At 61.7% G+C, this 22,235-nt stretch carries 20 protein-coding genes; 8 read left to right on the top strand and 12 right to left on the bottom strand.

The features are described from left to right. The first annotated feature begins 75 nt into the window (after positions 1-75). The 7 genes from urtA (at position 76) to LVY71_RS08465 (ending at position 6,748) form a co-directional block, all read left to right on the top strand. Complete coding sequence (gene urtA, locus LVY71_RS08435; protein WP_235099345.1) at positions 76-1,335, top strand: urea ABC transporter substrate-binding protein; 1,260 nt, start codon at positions 76-78, stop codon at positions 1,333-1,335. A 125-nt stretch (positions 1,336-1,460) separates the two neighbouring features. After that, positions 1,461-2,387, top strand: coding sequence for an urea ABC transporter permease subunit UrtB (gene urtB, locus LVY71_RS08440; protein WP_235099346.1), 927 nt, complete (start codon positions 1,461-1,463; stop codon positions 2,385-2,387). 18 nt (positions 2,388-2,405) lie between these two features. Next, positions 2,406-3,563: an urea ABC transporter permease subunit UrtC gene (gene urtC / locus LVY71_RS08445; protein ID WP_235099347.1), complete on the top strand. Its 1,158-nt coding sequence runs from the start codon at positions 2,406-2,408 to the stop codon at positions 3,561-3,563. Between the two features lie 10 nt (positions 3,564-3,573). Then, on the top strand, positions 3,574-4,329 hold the full coding sequence (urtD, locus tag LVY71_RS08450) for an urea ABC transporter ATP-binding protein UrtD (protein WP_235099348.1): 756 nt from the start codon (positions 3,574-3,576) through the stop codon (positions 4,327-4,329). A 29-nt stretch (positions 4,330-4,358) separates the two neighbouring features. Next, positions 4,359-5,048, top strand: a complete 690-nt coding sequence (urtE, locus tag LVY71_RS08455; RefSeq protein ID WP_235099349.1) for an urea ABC transporter ATP-binding subunit UrtE — start codon at positions 4,359-4,361, stop codon at positions 5,046-5,048. 32 nt (positions 5,049-5,080) lie between these two features. Further along, positions 5,081-6,319 (top strand): formamidase, encoded by a 1,239-nt coding sequence (gene fmdA, locus LVY71_RS08460; RefSeq protein ID WP_235099350.1) that lies wholly within the window; start codon positions 5,081-5,083, stop codon positions 6,317-6,319. 81 nt (positions 6,320-6,400) lie between these two features. Continuing rightward, entirely contained in the window at positions 6,401-6,748 is a 348-nt protein-coding gene (locus LVY71_RS08465) for an FmdB family zinc ribbon protein (protein WP_235099351.1), read from the top strand. Positions 6,749-6,760: 12 nt separating this feature from the next. Here the strand turns inward: LVY71_RS08465 and LVY71_RS08470 are convergent, their stop codons facing one another. Both LVY71_RS08470 and LVY71_RS08475 read right to left on the bottom strand, forming a co-directional pair. Further along, positions 6,761-9,928 (bottom strand): multidrug efflux RND transporter permease subunit, encoded by a 3,168-nt coding sequence (locus LVY71_RS08470; RefSeq protein WP_235099352.1) that lies wholly within the window; start codon positions 9,926-9,928, stop codon positions 6,761-6,763. A gap of 1 nt (position 9,929) precedes the next feature. Next, positions 9,930-11,081, bottom strand: coding sequence for an efflux RND transporter periplasmic adaptor subunit (locus LVY71_RS08475; protein WP_235099353.1), 1,152 nt, complete (start codon positions 11,079-11,081; stop codon positions 9,930-9,932). A gap of 117 nt (positions 11,082-11,198) precedes the next feature. Between LVY71_RS08475 and LVY71_RS08480 the strand changes: the two genes are divergently transcribed. Beyond that, the gene (locus tag LVY71_RS08480) at positions 11,199-11,699 is read left to right on the top strand and encodes a MarR family winged helix-turn-helix transcriptional regulator (protein WP_235099354.1); all 501 of its coding nucleotides are present in this window, start codon (positions 11,199-11,201) and stop codon (positions 11,697-11,699) included. A gap of 162 nt (positions 11,700-11,861) precedes the next feature. On the opposite strand, the gene LVY71_RS08485 is transcribed toward LVY71_RS08480, so the two are convergent. The 10 genes from LVY71_RS08485 to LVY71_RS08530 form a co-directional block, all read right to left on the bottom strand. Beyond that, positions 11,862-13,457: a class I adenylate-forming enzyme family protein gene (locus LVY71_RS08485; RefSeq protein ID WP_235099355.1), complete on the bottom strand. Its 1,596-nt coding sequence runs from the start codon at positions 13,455-13,457 to the stop codon at positions 11,862-11,864. Positions 13,458-13,482: 25 nt separating this feature from the next. Beyond that, on the bottom strand, positions 13,483-14,145 hold the full coding sequence (locus LVY71_RS08490; RefSeq protein ID WP_235099356.1) for an ABC transporter ATP-binding protein: 663 nt from the start codon (positions 14,143-14,145) through the stop codon (positions 13,483-13,485). After that, positions 14,142-14,894 (bottom strand): ABC transporter ATP-binding protein, encoded by a 753-nt coding sequence (locus tag LVY71_RS08495; protein ID WP_235099357.1) that lies wholly within the window; start codon positions 14,892-14,894, stop codon positions 14,142-14,144. Before LVY71_RS08495 ends, LVY71_RS08490 begins: the two co-directional genes overlap by 4 nt. Further along, a complete protein-coding gene (locus LVY71_RS08500) occupies positions 14,891-15,880 on the bottom strand; it encodes a branched-chain amino acid ABC transporter permease (protein ID WP_235099358.1) in 990 nt (329 codons plus the stop codon). Before LVY71_RS08500 ends, LVY71_RS08495 begins: the two co-directional genes overlap by 4 nt. Beyond that, positions 15,880-16,776, bottom strand: coding sequence for a branched-chain amino acid ABC transporter permease (locus tag LVY71_RS08505; RefSeq protein ID WP_235099359.1), 897 nt, complete (start codon positions 16,774-16,776; stop codon positions 15,880-15,882). The genes LVY71_RS08500 and LVY71_RS08505 overlap by 1 nt, the downstream gene beginning before the upstream one ends. A 118-nt stretch (positions 16,777-16,894) precedes the next feature. Next, positions 16,895-18,205 carry an ABC transporter substrate-binding protein gene (locus LVY71_RS08510; protein WP_235099360.1) on the bottom strand — a complete coding sequence of 437 codons (1,311 nt, stop codon included), beginning with the start codon at positions 18,203-18,205 and terminating at the stop codon, positions 16,895-16,897. Between the two features lie 160 nt (positions 18,206-18,365). Next, complete coding sequence (locus LVY71_RS08515) at positions 18,366-19,163, bottom strand: FadR/GntR family transcriptional regulator (protein ID WP_235099361.1); 798 nt, start codon at positions 19,161-19,163, stop codon at positions 18,366-18,368. 218 nt (positions 19,164-19,381) lie between these two features. After that, entirely contained in the window at positions 19,382-20,179 is a 798-nt protein-coding gene (locus LVY71_RS08520) for a heme ABC transporter ATP-binding protein (RefSeq protein WP_235099362.1), read from the bottom strand. After that, positions 20,176-21,216, bottom strand: coding sequence for a FecCD family ABC transporter permease (locus LVY71_RS08525; RefSeq protein ID WP_235100061.1), 1,041 nt, complete (start codon positions 21,214-21,216; stop codon positions 20,176-20,178). Before LVY71_RS08525 ends, LVY71_RS08520 begins: the two co-directional genes overlap by 4 nt. Before the next feature lie 50 nt (positions 21,217-21,266). Continuing rightward, complete coding sequence (locus tag LVY71_RS08530) at positions 21,267-22,235, bottom strand: heme/hemin ABC transporter substrate-binding protein (RefSeq protein ID WP_235099363.1); 969 nt, start codon at positions 22,233-22,235, stop codon at positions 21,267-21,269.

The following is a 22,235-nucleotide window of genomic DNA, read 5'->3' on the forward strand; positions in this document are numbered from 1 at the left end:
GTATCGGTGCACTGCACAATTTCAGCAATCCTCGCCTGACCAAACAACGAGTCCACAAAACAGTCAGGGGTAGTCATGTCAGAGGACAAAGATCGGGGTTTACATTCGCCATTCCGGCGGAAAATGCTGATGGGAATGGCGGCGCTGCCCGCCGTGTCGCTGCTTTCGCGTCCATCATTCGGCGCCGGACCGGCAACGTCCGCGGTTAATACCACGGGCCTGGCGGTGACCGATACAGAAGTCACGGTCGGCATCCTGCACTCGGCAACGGGTACGATGGCGATCTCTGAAACGGGATCGATCCAGGCCGAAAAGCTCGCCATTGAGCAGATCAATGCAATGGGCGGCGTGCTCGGTCGCAAGATCAAGATCATTCAGGAAGACGGCGCTTCGGACTGGCCGACTTTCGCGGAAAAGGCGAAGAAGCTCCTGGTCAACGACAAGGTCGCCTCGATCATGGGCTGCTGGACCTCGGCCTCCCGCAAGGCGGTGCTGCCGGTCGTCGAGCAGTATAATGGCATGCTCTACTATCCGACCTTCTATGAAGGCCTCGAGCAGTCCAAGAACGTGATCTACACCGGCCAGGAAGCGACCCAGCAGATCCTCGCTGGCATCGACTGGATCACGAAGGAGAAGAACGCGAAATCGTTCTACTTCATCGGCTCCGACTACATCTGGCCGCGCACGTCGAACAAGATCGCGCGCAAGCACATCGAGAACTTCCTGAAGCTGAAGGTCGTTGGCGAGGAATACTTCCCGCTCGGTCACACCCAGTTCAACTCGGTCATCAACAAGATCAAGCTGACCAAGCCCGATGTGATCTTCACAGACGTCGTCGGCGGCTCCAACGTGGCCTTCTACAAGCAGCTCAAGGCGGCCGGCATCGACCTGTCGAAGCAGACGCTGCTGACGATCTCCGTCACCGAAGACGAGATCGACGGTATCGGTGGCGAGAACATCGCCGGCGCTTATGCCTGCATGAAGTACTTCCAGTCGCTGAAGAACGAGAACAACGAGAAGTTCGTTGCTGCATTCAAGAAGATGTGGGGCGAAAAGACGGTGATCGGCGACGTGACGCAGGCCGCTTATCTCGGCCCTTGGCTGTGGAAGGCGACTGTCGAGAAGGCGCAGAGCTTCGACGTCGACAAGATTGCCGCGGCGTCGCCGGGCATCGAGTTCAAGGGAGCGCCCGAAGGTTACGTGCGCATCCACGAGAACCATCATCTGTGGTCGAAGACGCGCGTCGGAAAGGCCAAGCTCGATGGCCAGTTCGAGGTGGTGTTCGAGACCGCCGACCTGATCCAGCCGGATCCGTTCCCCAAGGGCTATCAGTAAGACGGCAACCGTCTTTCTCTCTTCAACAACACAGCTCCCTGACGTGGACCGTAAGGCCCACGTCCGCAGCCCTCGCGCCGCGGAGTGATCCGCGGCGCGAGACTTCCCCGGCGGAGAAAACGGACATGTTCGGCGACTATTCGATTGGCGATCTCAGCTCGATCTTTGTGATGCAAGGCTTCGCAGGCCTTATTCTTTTCTCCGTCTACGTTCTGATGGCTCTCGGACTCGCGATCATCTTCGGCCAGATGGGCGTCATCAACATGGCGCATGGCGAATTCATGATCCTTGGCGCCTACGTCACCTGGCTGACGTCGAATTTCTTCCAGTCCTATCTTCCGTCCTTGTTCGCAGGCTATTTCTTTCTCGCGATGGTGCTCGCCTTCATAGCCGCCGGCGCGCTCGGAATGCTGGTCGAATGGGCGCTGATACGGCACCTTTACAAGCGCCCGCTGGACACACTGCTCGCGACATGGGGTCTGAGCCTGATCCTTCAGCAGGCCTATCGCTCGATCTTCGGCGCGCGTGAGGTTGGCGTCGAACTGCCGCAGTGGATGCTGGGATCGATGCATATTACCGACACGATCGAAGTTCCGATCAACGGCATCTTCGTGATGTGCCTGACCGTGCTGATCACGATCGCAGTCGCCTACGTCATGTACAAGTCCCGGTGGGGCAGGCAGGTCCGTGCGGTGATGCAGAACCGCATCATGGCGGGCGCCGTCGGCATCAACACCGAGAAGGTCGACCGTTATACCTTCGGACTGGGCTGCGGCATCGCGGGTGTCGCTGGCAGCGCCTTCACCATGATCGGTTCGACCGGACCGACATCCGGCCAGCTTTACATCGTCGATACGTTCCTTGTCGTGGTGTTCGGAGGCGCAGCCAGCCTGCTTGGCACGATCGCATCCGCCTTCTCGATCTCCCAGGCGCAGTCGACCATGGAATTCTTCATGTCCGGCTCGATGGCCAAGGTTCTCACGCTGCTCGCCGTGGTCGGAATTCTGATGCTGCGCCCGCAGGGTCTGTTCGCCCTCAAGGTTCGCAAATAACACAAGGGGGCCGAACCAATGACCGACAACAACCCGCGCTTTGTCAATCGATCGGAACTGATCGGCATCCTGGTGCTCGCCGCTCTCCTGGTGGTGATCCTCCCGCTGACCCTCGATGTCTTCCGCCTCAACCTCGTCGCGAAGTATCTCACATACGCCTTTGTCGCGGTCGGGCTTGTCATCTGCTGGGGTTATGGCGGAATTCTCAGTCTCGGACAGGGCGTGTTCTTCGGCCTCGGCGGCTACTGCATGGCGATGTTCCTCAAGCTGGAAGCATCGAGCGTCGAGAACACCAAGATCCAGTCAACGCCGGGCATTCCGGACTTCATGGACTGGAATCAGATCACGTCGCTGCCGTTCTTCTGGCAGCCGTTTCACAGCCTGACTTTTACGGTTGCCGCCATCATCCTTGTGCCTGCCATCTTCGCCCTCATAATCGGCGCGGCCATGTTCAAACGCCGCGTCGGCGGCACCTACTTCGCCATCATCACCCAGGCGATTGCGGCGATCCTGACCATCCTGATCGTCGGCCAGCAGGGCTATACCGGCGGCATCAATGGCATGACCGACCTGCGGACCCTGAAGGGCTGGGACATCCGGCCGGATCACGCCAAGGTGGTGCTGTATTTCTTCGAGGTTGCGTGCCTGTTTGGCTGCATCTTCGTCGCTCAGTACATTCGCCACTCCAAGCTCGGCCGCATCCTGGTTGCCATGCGTGAGAAGGAAGACCGCGTTCGCTTCTCAGGTTACAGCGTTGCGAACTTCAAGATCTTCGCTTTCTGTATCGCCGCTATCTTTGCAGCCATCGGCGGTGCGATGTTCGCCCTGCAGGTCGGTTTCATGTCGCCGTCCTTCGTCGGCATCGTGCCGTCGGTCGAAATGGTGATCTACACCGCGGTGGGCGGGCGTCTCTCGATCCTCGGTGCGATCTACGGCACGCTGCTGGTGAACTTTGCCAAGACCAGCCTGTCCGAGTCGTTTCCGGAGTTGTGGCTGTTCGGTCTCGGTGCGCTGTTTATCGCCGTCGTCCTGGCCTTCCCGAACGGTCTCGCCGGGATTTGGCAGGATCACATTCAGCCCCGGATCGATCGGCTGATCGCGTGGCGTAAGCCGAAGACGGGCGGAAAGAATGGCTGGACCGGCGGATCCGTCGCCGACGGCGCACCGGCGGAATAGGGAGAGCACCATGCTGATCGGTCATCAACCCAAGGAATTCCTGCTCGCGGTCGAGGCGCTGACCGTTTCATTCGATGGCTTCAAGGCCGTGAACGATCTGTCGTTCTACGTCGATGAAAATGAGATCCGCGTCATCATTGGTCCGAACGGCGCTGGCAAGACCACAGTGCTCGATCTGATCTGCGGAAAAACCAAGGCCACATCCGGATCGATTCAGTTCCGCAGCAAGGAACTGACCAGGATGAAGGAGAACGAAATCGTCCAGGCCGGTGTCGGCCGCAAATTTCAAACACCGTCGATCTACGACGATCTCACGGTGTTCGAAAATCTGGAGATTTCGTTTCCGCGCGGACGTACGGTGTTCGGTGCGCTGACATTCCAGCGTGACAAGGTGGTTCGTGACCGCGTTGAGGAAGTCGCGGAGATGATCTTCCTGAAGGATCGTCTCAACATGAGCGCCGAATTGCTCAGCCACGGCCAGAAGCAGTGGCTTGAAATCGGTATGCTGCTGATCCAGGACCCGGATTTGCTGATGCTCGACGAGCCGGTGGCCGGCATGAGCGTCAGCGAGCGGATCAAGACCGCCGAACTGCTCAACCGCATCATCAAGGACCGCTCGGTGCTGGTGATCGAGCACGACATGAAGTTCGTCGAAGATATTGCGCACAAGGTGACCGTGCTGCATCAGGGCCAGATTCTGTCGGAAGGTTCGATGGAGCAGGTCAAGAATGATCCGAAAGTCATCGAAGTCTATCTCGGTCACTGACATCACGCTTTAGCTTTAAGGAATACGCAATGCTGGCGATTTCGGATCTTCACGTCGCATACGGACAGAGCGAAGTTCTGCACGGCCTTAACGTCTCTGTCGCGCCCAACGAGATCGTCGCGATCATGGGCCGCAACGGCATGGGCAAGACCACGCTGATGAAGTCGCTGATGGGGATCGTTCCGACCAAGAGCGGCTCGGTCACGATGGAGGGCAGCGAGCTCAGCAAGCTCAAGAGCTATGAGCGTGTCGCCAAAGGTCTCGCTTACGTGCCGCAAGGCCGCATGATCTTCTCCGCTATGACGGTGAAGGAAAATATCGAAACCGGGCTTGTGACATCGGGCGGCAAGGAAGTGCCGGGCGATCTCTACGAACTGTTTCCGGTTCTGCTGGAGATGAAGAACCGCCGCGGCGGCAATCTGTCCGGCGGCCAGCAGCAACAGCTTGCGATCGCGCGTGCGCTGGCGACCAAGCCCAAGGTTCTGCTGCTGGATGAGCCGACCGAAGGCATTCAGCCGTCGATCATCAAAGAGATGGCGCGCACCCTGAAGCGCATCCGCGACACCAAGGGCTTGTCCATCATCGTGTCCGAGCAGGTTCTCAGTTTCGCGCTCGATGTTGCCGACCGTGTTCTTGTTATCGAGAACGGCGAAATCGTTCGCGATGAGGCGCGAGACGGCATCGATGCCGCGCAGGTCGCAAAATATCTCTCAGTCTAACAACACCGTTTGTAACCAAGGGGAGCATCTAAATGCCAGAGACACTTATCTCAGTCGACTTGTCCAAGCCAGCGACTGAAAATGAATTCCTGCACAATCGCTGGCATCCGGATATTCCGATCGCGACCTGGGTGGAGCCCGGCGCCGATTTTATCGTCGAGACCGTGGACTGGACCGGTGGCGCGATCGCCAACAACGATTCCGCTGACGACATCCGCGATGTCGATCTGACGACAGTGCACTATCTGTCAGGCCCGATCGGTGTGAAGGGTGCGGCCCCCGGCGACTTGCTGGTGGTCGATATTCTCGACGCCGGCTCGCTGAAGGGCCATGAATGGGGCTTCAACGGCTTCTTCTCTAAGAAGAACGGCGGCGGCTTCCTGACCGATCACTTCCCGCTCGCGCAGAAGTCGATCTGGCACTATGAGGGCCTGTTCACGCGCTCGCGTCACGTGCCTGGCGTCGGCTTTGCCGGCCTGATCCATCCCGGTCTGATCGGGACGCTGCCAAGCAAAGACCTGTTGGAGAAGTGGAACAGCCGCGAGCAGGGGCTGATCGATACCAATCCGACCCGCGTTCCGCCGCTCGCCAATCCGACCTTTGCCCCGACGGCGCATCTCGGAAAGCTCAAGAAGGGCGACGACAAGTGGAACAAGGTCGCATCCGAAGGTGCGCGCACCGTTCCGCCGCGTGAACACGGTGGCAACTGCGACATCAAGGACCTGTCGCGCGGCTCGAAGATCTATTTCCCCGTCTATGTCGATGGTGCGGGCCTTTCGATGGGCGATCTGCATTTCAGCCAAGGTGACGGTGAAATCACTTTCTGCGGCGCCATCGAAATGTATGGCGCATGGATGCACATTAAGGTCGATCTCATCAAGGGCGGCATGGCCAAGTACGGGATCAAGAATCCGATCTTCAAGCCGTCGCCGATCACGCCGAACTACAACGACTATCTTATCTTCGAGGGCATCTCGGTCGACGAGCATGGCAAGCAGTATTACCTTGATGCCAACGTCGCTTATCGGCAGGCGTGCCTTAACGCGATCGAGTATATGAAGAAGTTCGGCTACTCGGGTGCTCAGGCGCACTCGATTCTGGGCGTCGCGCCGGTGCAGGGCCACTTCTCGGGCGTTGTCGATATCCCGAACTCGTGCGCAACGCTCTGGTTGCCGACCCAGATTTTCGACTTCGACATCAATCCTTCGGCGGCTGGCCCGACCAAGTTCATCGACGGGTCGATTCAAATGCCGATTTCGCAGGATAAATAATCAGGCGGGACACGGAAGCATACCGCTTCCGTGTCCGCTCTTGACGGCAGTCAAGGAAAGCCAGGTTCAGGGAGACAGGCTGTGCCGATTTACGAATATCTTTGCAACGATTGCGGACCTTTCACCGACATGCGGCCGATGTCGGAGTGCGATGATCCGCAGGAATGCCCCGCTTGTGCCACGCAGGCCCCGCGCGTGATTCTCACCGCGCCGCATTTCGCCTGCATGCCGGCTGAATCGCGCCGGGCGCATGCCACCAATGAGCGCAGCCGGCACGCGCCGATGACGCTCGATCAGTACAAATCAACCAAGCACGGTGCGGGGTGCGGTTGCTGCTCGACGAGCAAGAAGTCTGCGCGACTGGTCACGAAAACCCGCAGTGGAGCGAAAGGCTTTCCGACGGCAAGACCCTGGATGATCAGCCACTGACGCCAAAGCGGATCACTCCGCCGCTTCCGACACTTCGTCGGCGATACGCGGAGGGGGCGCAGTCTTCTTCGAATGGCCGACAGCCGAGAACATGTTGGACAGTTTGTCGAGGTAGAGATAGACGACCGGCGTCGTGAACAGGGTGAGCGCTTGACTGACAACAAGGCCGCCGACCATGGCGTATCCGAGCGGCTGCCGGATCTCGGAGCCGGTGCCGGTCCCCAGCATCAACGGGACGCCGCCGAGCAGGGCGGCCATCGTGGTCATCATGATGGGGCGGAAGCGGATCAAGGCCGCCTTGCGGATGGCGTCTTCCGGCGAGAGATTTTCCTCGCGCTCTGCGGCGATGGCGAAGTCGACAAGCATGATGCCGTTCTTCTTCACGATGCCGATCAGCAGCACAATTCCGATCAGGCCGATCAGGCTGAAGTCGAAGCCGAACAGCATGAGCATCGCCAGCGCGCCGACGCCGGCGGAGGGCAGGGTGGAAATGATCGTAAGTGGATGGATGTAACTTTCGTACAGGATACCCAGGATCAGATAGACGACGATCAGCGCGGCAACGATCAGCAGCGGGACGGTGCCGAGTGATTGCTGGAAAGCCTGCGCGGTGCCCTGGAAACTGCCGTTGACGGTAGGCGGCACGCCAAGCTCCGCCACCGCATTCTGAATGGCATCGGTAGCCTGACCGAGGGCAGCGCCCTGTGCGAGATTGAAGCTGATCGTCGTGGCCGGGAACTGGCCCTGGTGACTGATCGACAGCGGTCGCACCGGCACGGTGGTCCAGCGCACAAAGGCCGACAGCGGCACTTGATCACCCGTGGTTGGCGACTTGATGTAGATCTTGTTTAGCGTTTCTGTGGTGCCTTGCAGTTCCGGCAGGATCTCCAGGATCACGTGATAGCTGTTGACCTGCGTGAAATACTGCGCGACCTGCCGCTGTCCGAATGCGTCTGACAGCGTGTCGTCGATCAATTGCGGCTGAATCCCGAAGCGCGAGGCCGTATCTCGGTCGATGGTTAGCGTCAGGGTGGTGCCCAGCGTTTGCTGATCGGTGGCGACGTCTCGCAATTCGGGCAGCGTCTTCAATTTTTCCAGAATCTTCGGTGCCCAGGTATTCAGTTCGTCGAGATTGGCGTCCTGCAATGTGTACTCGAACTGGGTGCGGGTGGCGCGGCCGCCGAGGCGAACATCTTGCGCCGCTTGAAGGAAGACGCGCGCGCCCTCCAGCTTGTCGAACTGGGGCCGGAGCCTGGCGATGATCTGCTGTGCGCTCACATCGCGTTCGTCGCGCGGCTTCAGGGTGATGAACATGCGGCCGTTGTTCAGCGCGTTGCCACCGCCGCCAATGGCCATCGCGATGCTGGCGACCGCCGGGTCTTTCTGGATGATTTCGCCGATCTGGGTCTGAAGACGGCTCATCTCCTTGAAGGAGATGTCTTGTCCGCCCTCGCTGATGCCAGTGATCAGGCCGGTATCCTGTTGCGGGAAGAAGCCCTTAGGGATGACGACGAACAGATAGCCGGACAGCGCGACGGTCGCGAAGAACACCATCAATGTCGTGAAACGCCAGCGCAGCACGAGATCGAGGCCCCACTCATACCCCCGCAACATCGCATCGAAGAAGCGCTCGCTGAGCTGATAGAGCTTGCCGTGGTGGACCTCGCCGGTATGCGCTTTCAGAAAACGCGACGCCATCATCGGCGTGAGGGTCAGGGATACGATCAGCGAGACGAAGATGGTCATCGCCAGCGTCACCGCGAATTCCCGGAACAGGCGTCCGATGATGCCGCCCATCAGCAGCAGCGGAATCAGCACGGCGACCAGCGAAATACTGATCGAGACAATCGTAAATCCGATCTCGCCGGCGCCCTTCAGGGCAGCCGAGTAGGGGTCTTCGCCCTGCTCGATATAGCGGCTGATGTTTTCCAGCATGACAATGGCGTCGTCGACCACGAAGCCAACGGAGATGGTCAGCGCCATCAGGGAGAGATTGTCGAGAGTATAACCGAATCCCCACATCAGAGCGCAGGCGCCGAGCAGCGCCAGCGGCACGGTGACGCTCGGAATGATGGTCGCCCACAGGCTGCGCAGGAAGACGAAAATCACCATGACCACGAGGGCGATGGTGAGCAGCAGGGTGAACTGCACATCTCCGACCGCGGCTCGGATGGTCTGCGTGCGGTCGCTGAGCACCGAGACCTTGATCGTCGGCGGAATCGACGCGAGCAGCCGGGGCAGTTGCGCCTTGATCTTGTCCACCGTGTCGATGACATTGGCGCCGGGCTGCTTGAAGACCACAAGGAATACACCGCGTTTGCCGTTGGCCCACGCGGCTTGCTTGGCGTCTTCCGGACCGGACACCGCCTGACCGATGTCGCGAATCCGCAACGGTCCGCCGTTGCGGTAGGCGACGATGACGTCGTTCCAGTCTTTTGATTTCGGCAATTGGTCATTGGCGTAGATGGTGTAGCTGCGCGTCGCTCCGTCGATATTGCCCTTCGGGCTATCCACCGTCGTGATGGCGATCTGGCTGCGAACGTCCTCAAGCTGAAGTCCCTTGGCAACCAGTTTGGCAGGATCGATCTGGATGCGGATGGCTGGCTTCTGCTGGCCGCCGATGGTGACCTGTGCGACGCCGGAGATCTGGCTGATCTGCTGCGCCATCTGGGTGTCGGCATAATCGTCGACATCGATCAGCGGGAGCGTATCCGACGTCACCGACAGCAGCAGAATGGGCGAGTCCGCCGGGTTGACCTTGCGGTAGGTCGGCGGACTAGGGAGCGTTTTCGGCAGTTGACCACCGGCGGCATTGATCGCGCCCTGCACGTCATTCGCCGCGCCGTCGATGTTTCTATTGAGATCGAACTGGATGGTCACCGAAGTGGACCCAAGCGAACTGGTCGACGTCATCTGCGCCACGCCGGGTATCTGGGCGAATTGCCGCTCCAGCGGCTGCGCGACCGACGACGCCATGGTTTCCGGGCTGGCGCCGGGAAGGCTTGCGGAGACCTGGATGGTCGGAAAGTCGACCTGCGGCAATGGTGCGACCGGCAGCAAGGGATATGCAACCAGGCCGACGAAAAGAATGCCCGCCATCAGCAACGATGTCGCGATCGGGTAGCGAATGAACGGGCCGGAAATGCCGTGGCTTGTGGTGTCTGCCGGGGTGTTGCTCATCTCAGTCCGCCTTTACCGTGGACTGGCCGGAATTCGCGACATTCACCGCGAGCGCCGATCCCGGCTGGACACGATATTGTCCGCGTGTCACCACCTGCTCGCCGACGTTGACGCCGCTTTCCACGAGCGTCTTGCCATCTGTCGAAGGGCCGACCTTGATCTTGCGCACGTCAGCCTTATTGCCGTCCGCGACGACGAAAACATACAGGCCATCGGTGCCGTGCTGGACCGCATCGTCCGGCAGGACGGTCGCGTTCTTTAGCGTGTTGACCAGCAGGCGCGTCGATACCGACAGCCCGGGCCACAGCGCGTGATCCTTGTTATCGAACGTTGCCTTGAGACGAATGGTTCCGCTGGTGGTATCGACCTGATTGTTCATCAGCGACAGGATGCCTTCGGACAACACCTTGCGTCCGTCGGCTGTCAGTGCCGTGACCTTTGTTTCACCGGCGCGAAGAGCTGATGCAATGGCGGGAAGCTGCTCCTCCGGCGCGGTGAAGATCACGGAGATCGGCTCGACCTGCGCGATGGTCACGATGCCGGTTTGTGTTGCTGCGTTGACGATGTTGCCGACATCGACCTGGCGGATGCCGGTGACGCCTGAGATCGGCGCACGGATGCTGGCGTAATCAAGCTGGGTTTGTGCGTTGAAGATGGCGGCGTCATCCGACGCGATTTGGGCTGTGATCTGCTGCACATTGGCGGTCTGCGTGTCGACGGTCTGCTTGGTGGCGAAATCGCCCAGCTTCGTCGAGCGTTGAAGATCGCGTTGCGCGTTGGTGAGATTGGCTTCATCCTGCGTTTTCTTAGCCTTGGCCTGATCGAGCGCTGCCTGGAACGGGCGCGGATCGATCTGCGCGATCAGGTCGCCTTCTTTGACCAATTGGCCTTCCTTGAAGGCGATCTGGTTGATCTGGCCATCCACCCGGGTGCGCACGGTAACGGTGTTGAAACCCTGAACCGTTCCGAGCCCGGTCAGATAAACAGGGAAATCCGCTTTCGTGACATTTGCCACGGTCACCGGAACGGCGGGCGGGGCCTTGCTGGCTGTGGTGTTCTGAGACTGCTGCCTCGGCCACGCGAGATAAGCGCCTCCGATCAAAATGAGCGTTGCGAGATAATAGGCCCAGGTGGGTATGCGACGCTTTGCCATGCCGATCTCAATTGCATTTTGAAGTGGCGATCAAATATAACTCTATAACTAATATGCATGCGCTTAGTACGCAGGCGCACCATTAATTCTTCGAAAGGTTCAGGCCGGACCCTGCCAATGTCGCTCGATTTGAAACGCCAGTTGGTTGCGCAACTTGTTGAGACATCTCGTCTTTTGCGCAATCACATCGACCAGCGTGCAAAGGGCCGCGGGACCACGCGCGCGCAGTGGATTGTGCTGTTTCGATTGCGGCAACAGGAAGGACTGTCGCAGGTCGATCTCGCAGATGTGCTTGAACTGCAGCCGATTTCGCTTGTGCGCCTGCTTGACCGGCTGGTTGAGCACAAACTTCTCGAGCGCAAACCCGATCCGGCCGACCGGCGGGCCAACAAACTGTACCTGACTGCCAAAGGGCGGAAACTGGTCGACGGTCTCGACAGCCTGCGTGACGAGATTGCTACCGATGTTTTGACCGGTGTTTCCAAAACGGCGATTGAAGCAACGCTTCAAACCCTGATCGACATGAAGGCCCGGATCAAGACCGGTTGCGAAGAGCCTGCCGATGCGGGTCAGACCAAGGACCAGACCAAGCCCAAACGGGGGCGTGCGCGCCCCTGATTTTGCCCGCTTTTACAAATGGCGAAATGGCGGCAGAGTCGCATCCAAAAGGCAAAATGATGGCCAGGCGCTTTTCGCAAAGTCGTCGTTTAGCTGAGGCAGGACCGCCTGAAGTGCCAAGGCATCGCGAGGCTTCGTCGGCGTCAGGCTGCCCGCTCGGCTCTAGGCATCGGCCATCTCGTCACGCAGATCCTTCTTCAGGATTTTGCCGTTGGCGTTGCGCGGCAGCGGCGCGGTGCTGATGGTAATGGTCTCCGGGACCTTGTAGTCCGCCAGACTCTCGGCGCACCACGAGCGCAGCGCCGGCGGGTCGATATCGGTGCGGACCACCACCACGGCATGCACGCGTTCGCCGAGCACGGGACATGGCCGCGCGATCACGGCGCTCTCGATCACGGCGGGATGCGCCGCCAGTACCGACTCGACTTCGGCGGAATAGATCTTGAGACCGCCGCGGTTGATCATGTCCTTCTGCCGGTCGTAGATGCGGACGAAGTTGTGCGCGTCGATCGACCCCAGGTCGCCGGAATGCCAGTATCCCGCGGTGAAGCTCTCCGCCGTCGCGCGCGGATTGTTCCAGTAACCCTTGACCACCGAGGCGCTGTGAATCCAGATTTCTCCGATTTCGCCGCGCGGCACTTCGCGGCCGGTCGCATCCATCACCACGATATGCGCGCCGGGACACGGAAGACCGACGCTGTCGCTGTGGCTGTTGGTGAATTCGGGCGGCATGATGGTCGACGGCGATGAGGTCTCGGTCGATCCGTAGGCGTTGACAAGGTTCAGGCCGGGAAGTTTCTCGGCAAGCCGTTCGATGGTCGCGACCGGCATCGGCGCGCCGCCATAGCCGCCGACGCGCCAGGACGCGAGGTCGTAGGAATCGAAATCGATCTGCAGCAGGCAGAGATTGTACATCGCCGGAACCATCACCGTATGGGTGATGCGCTCGCGCGAGGCGATCTTGAGATACTCCGCAGCCTTGAATTCCGCGACGATGATGAGCGTGCCGGCGCACCGCGCCATGGTCATGATGTTGGCGGCGATGCCGGTAACATGAGTCAGCGGAACGGCGGCGATCGAGCGGTCGATGCTGCGCATATCGAGGCACGCTTCGTAGATCATCGCCGAATGCACCAGATTGCAGTGCGCCAGCATCGCGCCCTTCGGCTTTCCGGTGGTCCCCGAGGTGTAGAGAATCATTGCGATGTCGTCTTCGCGCACCGTCGTCGGAGTCTGCGATGTTTCGGTCGCCACCAGATCCGCAAACGCCAGCGATTCCGTGCCGCCGCGGATCGAAATGCGATGAAGCAACTGCGGCAGTTCGACGGAGTCGGGCAGGCGCTCGCTCAGGTCGTCTTCGTAGATCAGCGCCTTTGCGCCGCAGTCGGTGAGTACGTAGGCGATCTCGGGCTTCTGCTGCCGGGTGCCGAGCATCACGCTGACCAGACCGAGATGCGCCGCGCCGTACATCGCGAGCACGAATTCGATGCGGTTGCCGAGCAGCAGCGCGACGCGGTCACCGGGCTTGAGACCGATTTCCTTGAAACCAGCTGCGATCTGCGCTGAGGTTTGCGCGACCTCGCGCCACGTCATGCGCTCGTCGCCGAACACCAGCGCCTCGCCGTCGGGATTTCGTGCGGCGGCTTCCGCCACCATGGCCCAGATGCTGGCCGGGCGTCGGTCGAAGACCGGCACGATGCGATCGCCGAAACGGGCTTCCAGCCGCATTGCCGGGATAGGATATTGCGACCAGTCCATAATGTCCCTGTCCTGATCCGTTTCTTCAGGTTGAAAGATTCGCTCCACGTTCGATCACGAATTCTGCATCAAACAAGGTATGCGAATGGTTCAAATCCGATTGAGACATTAATACAGTTAAGCCTTTGCCCTTCAACGAGGCAAGAACGTCGGAAATCCGTTCCGACAGGGCAGGTGCGATGCCCTCGAATGGCTCATCGAGCAGCAGGCAGCGCGTTCCGATGCCGAGCGCGCGGCCGAGGGCAACCAGCTTTTGCTGTCCGCCGGACAGCAGCAGCGCCTTGCGGTCGCGCATCGCGGTCAGTTCGCCGATCACATCGTAAACAAATTGTAGCCGGGCCTTGAGGTCGATGTCCTTCGCCACCCACAGCGGCAGCAGAATGTTTTCCTCCACGGTGAGCTGCGGCACCAGCCCGCGGTCCTCCGGCATGTAGCCGATGCCGAGACCGGCGCGGGCATGGCGCGGCAACGCCGCCAGATCCTCGCCCATGAACCTTATCGTGCCGCGTTTCGGCGCAAGATGTCCCATGATCGAGCGCATCAATGTGGTCTTGCCGGCGCCGTTGCGGCCGACAAGACTGATCATGCCGCCTTCGGCGAGATGCATGGTGAAGCCGCGCAGCGCGGGCATCGACTGGATTTCGACCGCAAGATTCTCGATTTCGAGCAGGGGGCGTGTCGCGGTCATTTCGCGCCTCCCGTCACATAGCGGCGGACCTCGTTGTCGGTCAGCACCTGCGCGGGTTCGCCGTCGGCGAGAATCCGGCCGTTGTAGAAGGCGACCACGCGGTCGGCATATTTGCTGACGATGTCCATGTCGTGCTCGACGAAGACGATAGTGGCGGCGTCGCCGGAGACGGCGTGGATCACCCGGTCCATGGTGGCGAATTTTTCCTCCGCCGATACGCCGGAGGTCGGTTCGTCGAGCAGCAGCAGTTTCGGCCGCCGCGCCAGCGCCATGGCGATGTCCACCAGCTTGCGCACGCCGCCGGCCAGTTCAGACACCGGACGGTCGGCATGACCCTTGAGGCCGAAGCGGTCGAGAAGCGCGAGCGCCTTGTCGTGACGGTCGCCGGCTTCCGCGGGTTGCGTCGGCGACAATGGGCCGCCTGCCGCGCTGGAGACTGCGACGGTGAGATTCTCGACGGCGGTGAGTTCGATGAACAATTGCGGAATCTGGAACGAGCGGGAAATTCCCAGCTTCGCCACGTCGCGGGGCGAGCGCCGTCCGATCGGCGAGCCGTCGAGATCGATCCCGCCCGCATCGGGCTTCATGTAGCCCGTCACCATGTTGACGAAGGTGGTTTTGCCCGCGCCATTGGCGCCGATCAGGCAGAGCTTCTGGCCCGGCGGAATGTCGATGCTGACGTTATCGGCGGCGACCACCGCGCCGAAGCGCTTTTGCAGTCCGCGTACGGAGAGGACAGGCGTTGTCATGATGCCGATCCTTTCTCTGCCACAGCCGGTTCCGGCGAAGGTTCGCCGCGCTTGCGCTTTCGCCCGGACCACAACGAGCCAATGCCGCGCGGCAGGAACAGGATCACCGCCAGCAGGAACAGGCCGAGCACGAGCTGCCATGTGTTCGGCAGATAGAGGTTGGAGAACGAGCGCACCAGTTCGAGCGCCAGCGCCGAAATGAACACGGCGGCGACACTTTGCGTGCCCGCGAGCACCGCGACGAAGACGAATTCGCCGGACGTGGTCCAGTAGGCGAATTCCGGATCGATGTGCCGCTGTGCCATCAGCGCCAGCGCGCCGCTGGCGCCGGCAAACACCGCCGCGATCGCGAAGTTGACGGTGACGATGCGGTTCGCCGAGGTGCCGAGATATTCCACGCGCAGGTTGTTCTCGCGTACGGCAAGGCTCGTCAGGCCGAACTCGGAGCGGAACAGGATCGTCGCGAAGATACCGGCGACGCCGGTTGCGACCACCGACACCGCATACAGCATGAAGTCTGCCTCGCGCGGATCATTGAAGACCATGCCGAACAGGGTGGGCCGTCCGACATTGAAACCGTCGGAGCCGCCGAGCACGGTGGTCTTGACCAGCGCGCCGTAGAGCACCATCGACAGCGCCAGCGTCAGCATGCCGAAGAAGATGCCGCTGTAACGGGCGATCAATGGGCCGATGATGAGGCCGAGCAGGCCGCCAAATGCCGCGCCGATCAGAACCTGCGCGATGGCGTCGGTCAGCCCCCAGTATTGCGCGATCAATGCGACGCCGTAGCCGCCGCCGGCATAGAACAGGCCTTGTCCGAACGAGACGTTGCCGGTGCGCGCCAGCACCACGATGCCGAGCGCGACCAGCGCCTTGGAGGCCGCAACGGTCGCGAGCGACAGGGTCCATGCCGGAATGATGCGGCCGAACAATACGGCGAGGGCGACGAGGCCGAGAAGAACGAGGGGATGCGTGGCGCGTTTCATCAGATGCGCCTCGCGGTTTCGCGCCGGAACAGGCCTTCGGGCCGGAACATCAGGACCGCGGCCATGATGAGATAGATCATGAAGAGTTCGGCCTGCGGCAGCAGGTGGACGGAGGCCGCGCGCGCCACGCCGACGAGGATGGCGCCGACGGCGGCGCCTTCGACGCTGCCGAGACCGCCGATCACCACGATGGCAAAACTGAGAATAATGATTTCGGAGCTGAGCCCCGGCTGCACGGAAATCTTGGGCGCGGTAAGTCCGCCTGCGAGAGCCGCGAGCATCACGCCGAAGGCAAAGGCCAGCGCATAGACGCGATTGATCTTCACGCCCATGCTCGCGCTCATTTCGGCGTTGTGGATCACGGCGGTGACGATCTTGCCGGTGGTGGTGCGGTTGAGGCCGAACCAGACCGCAAAGCCGATCGCCGCCGACAGCGGAATCAGCATCAGGTCGTAGCCGACATAGAACAGCCCGGCGAATTCGGCATTGCCGAACAGCTCATAGGGCTGGTTGGCGTAGATCGGATTGACGCCCCAGATCAGCTTGGTGACGTCCTCGAGTATGAGAAACACCGCGTAGGTCACCAGCAGCAGCACGACCTCGTCGCGGCCGTAGAACAGCTTGATCAGCCCGCGCTCCATCATCAGGCCGATGGCGGCGGCGATGGCGGCACCCGAAACCAGCATCAGCGCGAAGCCGACCGCAGGCGGCACGGCATGCGCCGCAGCCAGCGTGACCGCGGTGGCGGCGAGATAGGCGCCGAGCGCGTAGAAACCGCCGTGGGCGATGTTGAGAATCTTGAGAACGCCGAAAACGAGGGTCAGGCCCAGCGCCACAACGAAGAGCCATGAAGCCTGAATGAGGCCGTCGAGTATGACCGTGAGGAGGAGGTTCATGTGTCCGTGCAAGCGATCATGAGGTTGGTGTCACTGCTCATCCACGGGTCATCCCGGCTTTCGCCGGGACGACCGTTGTGTGTGAGGGACGAAACAAGCGTCGGTCAGTCCAATCAGATCACTTGCACTTGTCGTTCTTCATTCCGCCCTTGATCCAGTCGATCGCCTTGACGCCGGGCGGCGGGTTGACGCATTCGGCTTCGAAGTTGACGATGTCCACCAGATCGACGCGCTTCTTCTCGGCGTTGTACTTGGTGCGGCTGAAGGCGATCGGCTGGATGGCCTGATGGCCGTCGCCGTTCTTCATCTGGATCAGGCCGCCGGGGCTCTGCCATTCCGAGCCGGTCATCGCGGCGACCAGTTCATCGGTCGTTGGCTTCTTGCCGCCGTTCTTGGCCATCGCCTTCTCGACCGCATTCTTCACGCCGAGGATCGATTGCGTGACGCGGTAGGCCGCCTGCACCGGATAGACGCCGTAGGCTTTTTCATAGCCGGTGAAGAACCACTCGTTGAGCGGGGTCTTCGGCGACATCAAGCCGTAGGCGCCGCGTGCGCCGATGATGACGCCATCGGGCATCTTGTCGCCGAGCGGCGGCAACACGTGGTCGGCGGCGCTGAGCACGAGCTGGCTGCGCTTGGCGAGGCCGCGCGGCACCGATTGCAGGATGAAGGCCTGCAAGTCGCCGCCCCACAGGCTGGAATAGACCACGTCGGATCCGGCGGCGACCAATGCGGAGATTTCGGTGCCGTACTGACCCGCACCGAATTTCGGCAACAGGTCGGAGCCGAGCTTGGCGTTGGGATAGAGCTGGCTCGCGGCGGCGACGAAGTCGGCGCGGCTGTCCTGGCCCCAGGCGTAATCCTGGTTGATGGCCGAGAACGTATCCATCTTGATGTTCTTCAGCTTCATGTAGCGGATCAGCCCGACATTATCCTGCGTGGCGTGGGCCGATGTGCGGAAGACGTAGTTGTATTTGGCTTCCTCGAAGATACGCGGGGTGCCGCAGTCGAACAGGAACAGCGGCTTCTTGAGTTCCTCGGCGATGGGGGCGACCGCAAGGCAGTCGCCGGAGCCGATATAGCCGATCACCGCGTCGACATTGTCGCGCTGGTAAAGGTTGCGCAGCTCCTGCACCTGCTTGGTCGCGCCGCCGTTCTCGTCGATGATCACGGGCTCGATCTTCAGGCCGCCGAAGCCGACTTTATTATAGGGTGCGGGACCGGCTCCCTTGTTCAGTTCGCCGATGACGAATTCCGCGGCCTTGCCGGCGGGAACGCCGAAGCTTTCCGCCGCCGGTCCCGACAGGAAGGTGACGATACCGACCTTGAAGGTGTCCTGGGCCGATGCCGGTCCTGCCCATGCGAGCATCGCACCGGTGCCGGCTGCCAGCATGCCAAATGTTTGCGTAAAGCGCTTGAAGCGGTTCATGTATCCCTCCCGAGTGTCCGGTCGAAGCCGGCTCCTGTCCGCGCCCGTTCATCGTGCGTCGGCAAATCGCGGACAGCTTACGGATGCTTTTCGGGTCCGTCCATGACGCGGTTGCGAAACAGCGCGGAGGGACGAAACGCCGCATGCAGGGGCAGGCGCGTCAGGCGACGCGGCGCTTGCGCTTCGGTTTGGTTTCGCCAGCCGAAATCTGCGCGTTGCGGCCGTACTTCTTCTTCGACGACAGCTTGAACTGCGTGTAGCCGAGCACCTGCCGCATCGCGGCGTGGGCCTTTTCGGCGTTGCCTTCGGTAATGGCGTGGGCGGCGATGGCATGGTTCGGCAGGTTCTCGTTGAACCAGCCGGGGCTGCCGGTCGCGACCATGAACACCGCGCTCAGAATAGTGTCGATGGCGCCGCGAAAACCCTGCAGCACCGGATTGTGGGTGGCGTCAATAATGGCGAGATGAAACGCCTTGTCGGCGATGATGGCGGTCGGCACGTCGTGCGAGGCTTCCATCGCGGCGAGTGCAGCATTGATGCGCTTGCGGTCCTTCGCGGTGGCGCGCTCGGCGGCGAGCGCGGCGGCGGCGGGCTCGATAATGAGGCGCACTTCCTGCAACGCCAGCAGCAGCGCGCGATTGGGCTCGTCCGTTCCCACCAGCCAGCTCAGCACGTCGCGATCGAGCAGGCTCCAGTCGCCGCGCGGCCGGACATGGGTGCCGTGACGCGGACGAACGGTCACGAGCCCCTTGGCGGCCAGCGTCTTGATCGCTTCGCGCACCACGCCGCGGCCGACGCCGAAACGGCTTTCCAGATCGTGCTCCGGCGGCAGGGTCGCGCCGACCGGAATCATATCCTGCGCGATCTCGCTGCCGAGCGTTTTCAGCACGGACTGAATGCGCCCCGGCTTGACCAGCTTGGGGGCAGCTTTCGGACGGGATCGGGCGGGAGATTTCATTCAGATTCTATCGATTGGAGCGGCAACGGCTGACGCTAGCATGCGCCTTTATTTACCGCCACAAAACGTCCGATGTTAAACATCGGATGTTCTTCTGAGTGCATTGCAGGAAGGTCTTCAATCTCGCATCCGCGAGCGGCAGACGCAACCCCCGGAACAACGGCATTGCAGCATGTTCGTCTGGCATACACAGGACCAACGCGGCCGGAGAGGCGGGGCTACTGCATCCGTTGTAGCAGCACGTAAGGCTGCCCGCTTTCGGTGCCGATGCTGGTTTCGACATCGAATACGTCGGCGATCATCCGGTCGGTGATGGTGTCGGCCGGCGTGCCGTCGGCGGCGATGCCGCCTTTGCGCAGAACTATAATTCGGTCGGCGAACCGCACGGCGAGGTTGAGATCGTGCAGCACCGCGACCACGGCGGTGCCGGAGCGGGCGCGGCGCTTGGCGGTTTCGACAAGGTTGATCTGATATCGCAAATCAAGACTCGATGTCGGCTCGTCGAGCAGCAGCACGCCGGGTCCGAACTCGGCTTCGCCGCAGGCCAGTTGCACGAGAACGCGGGCGAAATGCGCGCGCTGCTGTTCGCCGCCGGACAATGTCGGCAGGTCGCGATAACGGAAGGGCTCAAGCTGCAACTCTGCGATGGCGGCATCGACCAGCGGCTGCGACACGGCGCGCGGCCGATCGCCCGCGCCCATGGCGACGATCTCCTCCACGGTGAACGGAAAGGAGACACTAATGTGCTGGGACAGCATGACGCGATGGTTGGCGAGGTCCCGCGATCCGTAGGAGGCGAGGTCGCGGCCTTTCAGCCGGACGTTGCCGGAGGTCGCGCGCAGATCGCCGGACAACAATCGCAGCAGCGTGGACTTGCCCGCGCCGTTCGGTCCGACGATGGCGACGGTCTCGCCGCCGTAGAGCCGCAGCGACACCCTGTCGAGCAGCGTCGCGTGGCGGATCTTCATGCAGACCGCATCGGCTTCGATCAGCGCGGGGGCGGAAGGCGCGGTCATCCGATCAGCTTTCGCTGCCGCAGCAGGATGAACAGGAAGAACGGCGCGCCGAGCGCCGCGGTGAGAATCCCGATCGGCACTTCGGCCGGAGCGGCGAGCACCCGCGCCAGTGTATCGGCAAGGATCAGGAGAATGGCCCCAAGGCATATCGAAGCGGGCAGCAGCATCCGGTGACCGGGGCCGATCACGATGCGCAGCAGATGCGGCACCACGATGCCGACGAAGCCGACCACGCCGCAGATCGACACCGCGACGCCGGTCATCGCCGAGATCAGCACGATGGAAATTTTCTTCAGGCGTTCGACATCGACGCCGGTGTGAAACGCTTCGGCTTCGCCGAGCACAAGCACGTCGAGGCCGCGCGCGATCAGGGGAATCGCGAGCAACGCCAGCAACGCGACCGGCGCGACGATGCCGGCTTTCGGCCATGTCGCGCCGCTGAGCGAGCCCAACAGCCAGAATGTAATGTCGCGCAGTTGCCGGTCGTCGGCGACGAATACCAGCAGGCCGATGCCGGCGTTGGCGATGGCCGCGATCGCAAGGCCCGCCAGCAGGAAGATCGCCACCGAGGTGCGGCCTTCGCGGCTGGCGATCTTGTAGAGAACGATGGTGGTCAGCAGCGAGCCTGCAAAGGCCGCGATCGGCAGCAGCTCCAGTTGCAGGAAGCGGAAGCTTGCGCCCCATGCGCTGTCTGAAATTACGATGGCGGTTGCGGCTGCGAATGCGCCGCCACTCGAGACGCCGACCAGCGCTGGGTCGGCGAGGGGATTGCGGAACAGGCCCTGCATGATCGCACCCGACAGCGCGAGCAGGCCGCCGATCATGCCCGCGATGGCGATGCGCGGAATCCGGATGGTCCACAGCACCAGTTCGTCGCGCGCCAGCATCGCGGGGTCTGCGCCCGCGATGCTCAGTCCGAGGGCTGCGGCGAGGCGCGGCAGCGGAATGCCCGCCGCGCCGACCGTGGTCGCCAGCAGCGCGACCGCGAGAACGCCCGCGATCAGGATGGCATAAACAGCGACTGCCGAAGGCCGCATGGAGGGCGCACGAACATTGGCCGCGGCCGGCGACGCGGCGTCGGCGGTTGTCATTTGTGGCAATCGACGGACAGCGCCGCCGGCTTCCATGTCGCGGCCTTGTCCGCCAGATCGGGATAGAGCGACACGGCCAGATCGCGGGCGGCGGCGGCGGTGCGCGGGCCGAAGCCCAGCAGATAAAGTCCGTCCATCGCGACGAACGCCTTTTTCGCAGCCGCTGGCGTCAGCGCAAACGACGGATTCGCGAACACGGTGGCGGCGTCGAGTTGCTCCCGGCCGCGCTGCATGGTGAGCACCACATCGGGCCTGGCCGCGACGATGGCTTCGTCATTGACGGGCTTGTAGCCATCGAAGCCTTCCACGGCGTTGACGCCGCCGGCCATCTTGATGATCTCGTTCGCCGCGGTCTTCTGGCCAGCCACCATGGCGCGGCCGTTGAGGAACGACATCACGAATATCACGCGGGCCGGTTGCCTGACGCCGTCACGCAGCTTCTTCAGTTCGGCGAGGTCGTGGTTGACGGCCGCCGCGAGACACGCGCCGCGCGCATCGACATCCATCGCATGGGCAACCAGCTTGATTTTGTCGATCACGCCCTGTTCGGTGTAGTTGTCCGGAAACGACACCAGCGGAATCTTCGCGGTATCCAGTACATCGAGCGTTTCCTTGGGACCGGAGCCTTCAACTGCCAGGATCAGTTGCGGGTTGAGACCGAGCACGCCTTCGGCCGACAGTTGCCGCATGTAGCCGACGTTTGGCTTTTCGGCGAGGGCGCTGACCGGATAGAGGCTCGTGCTGTCGATCCCCACGACGCGGTCCTGCAAACCGAGCGCATACAGGATCTCTGTGATCGCGCCGCCAACCGAGACGATTCGGGATGTGTTGCCGATGACGACGTCGCGGCCGCGCGCGTCATGGATCACGATGCTGTCGGCCCGCGCCGTGGCGAACGAGATCGCGCCGATATAAAGGCTTGCGGCGAGGCCGAGAGCTATCCCAAGCGTGCGGCGGACAGACAT

Origin of the sequence: Bradyrhizobium sp. G127 (assembly GCF_021502575.1) — a bacterium.
Classification (GTDB): Bacteria; Pseudomonadota; Alphaproteobacteria; order Rhizobiales; family Xanthobacteraceae; genus Afipia.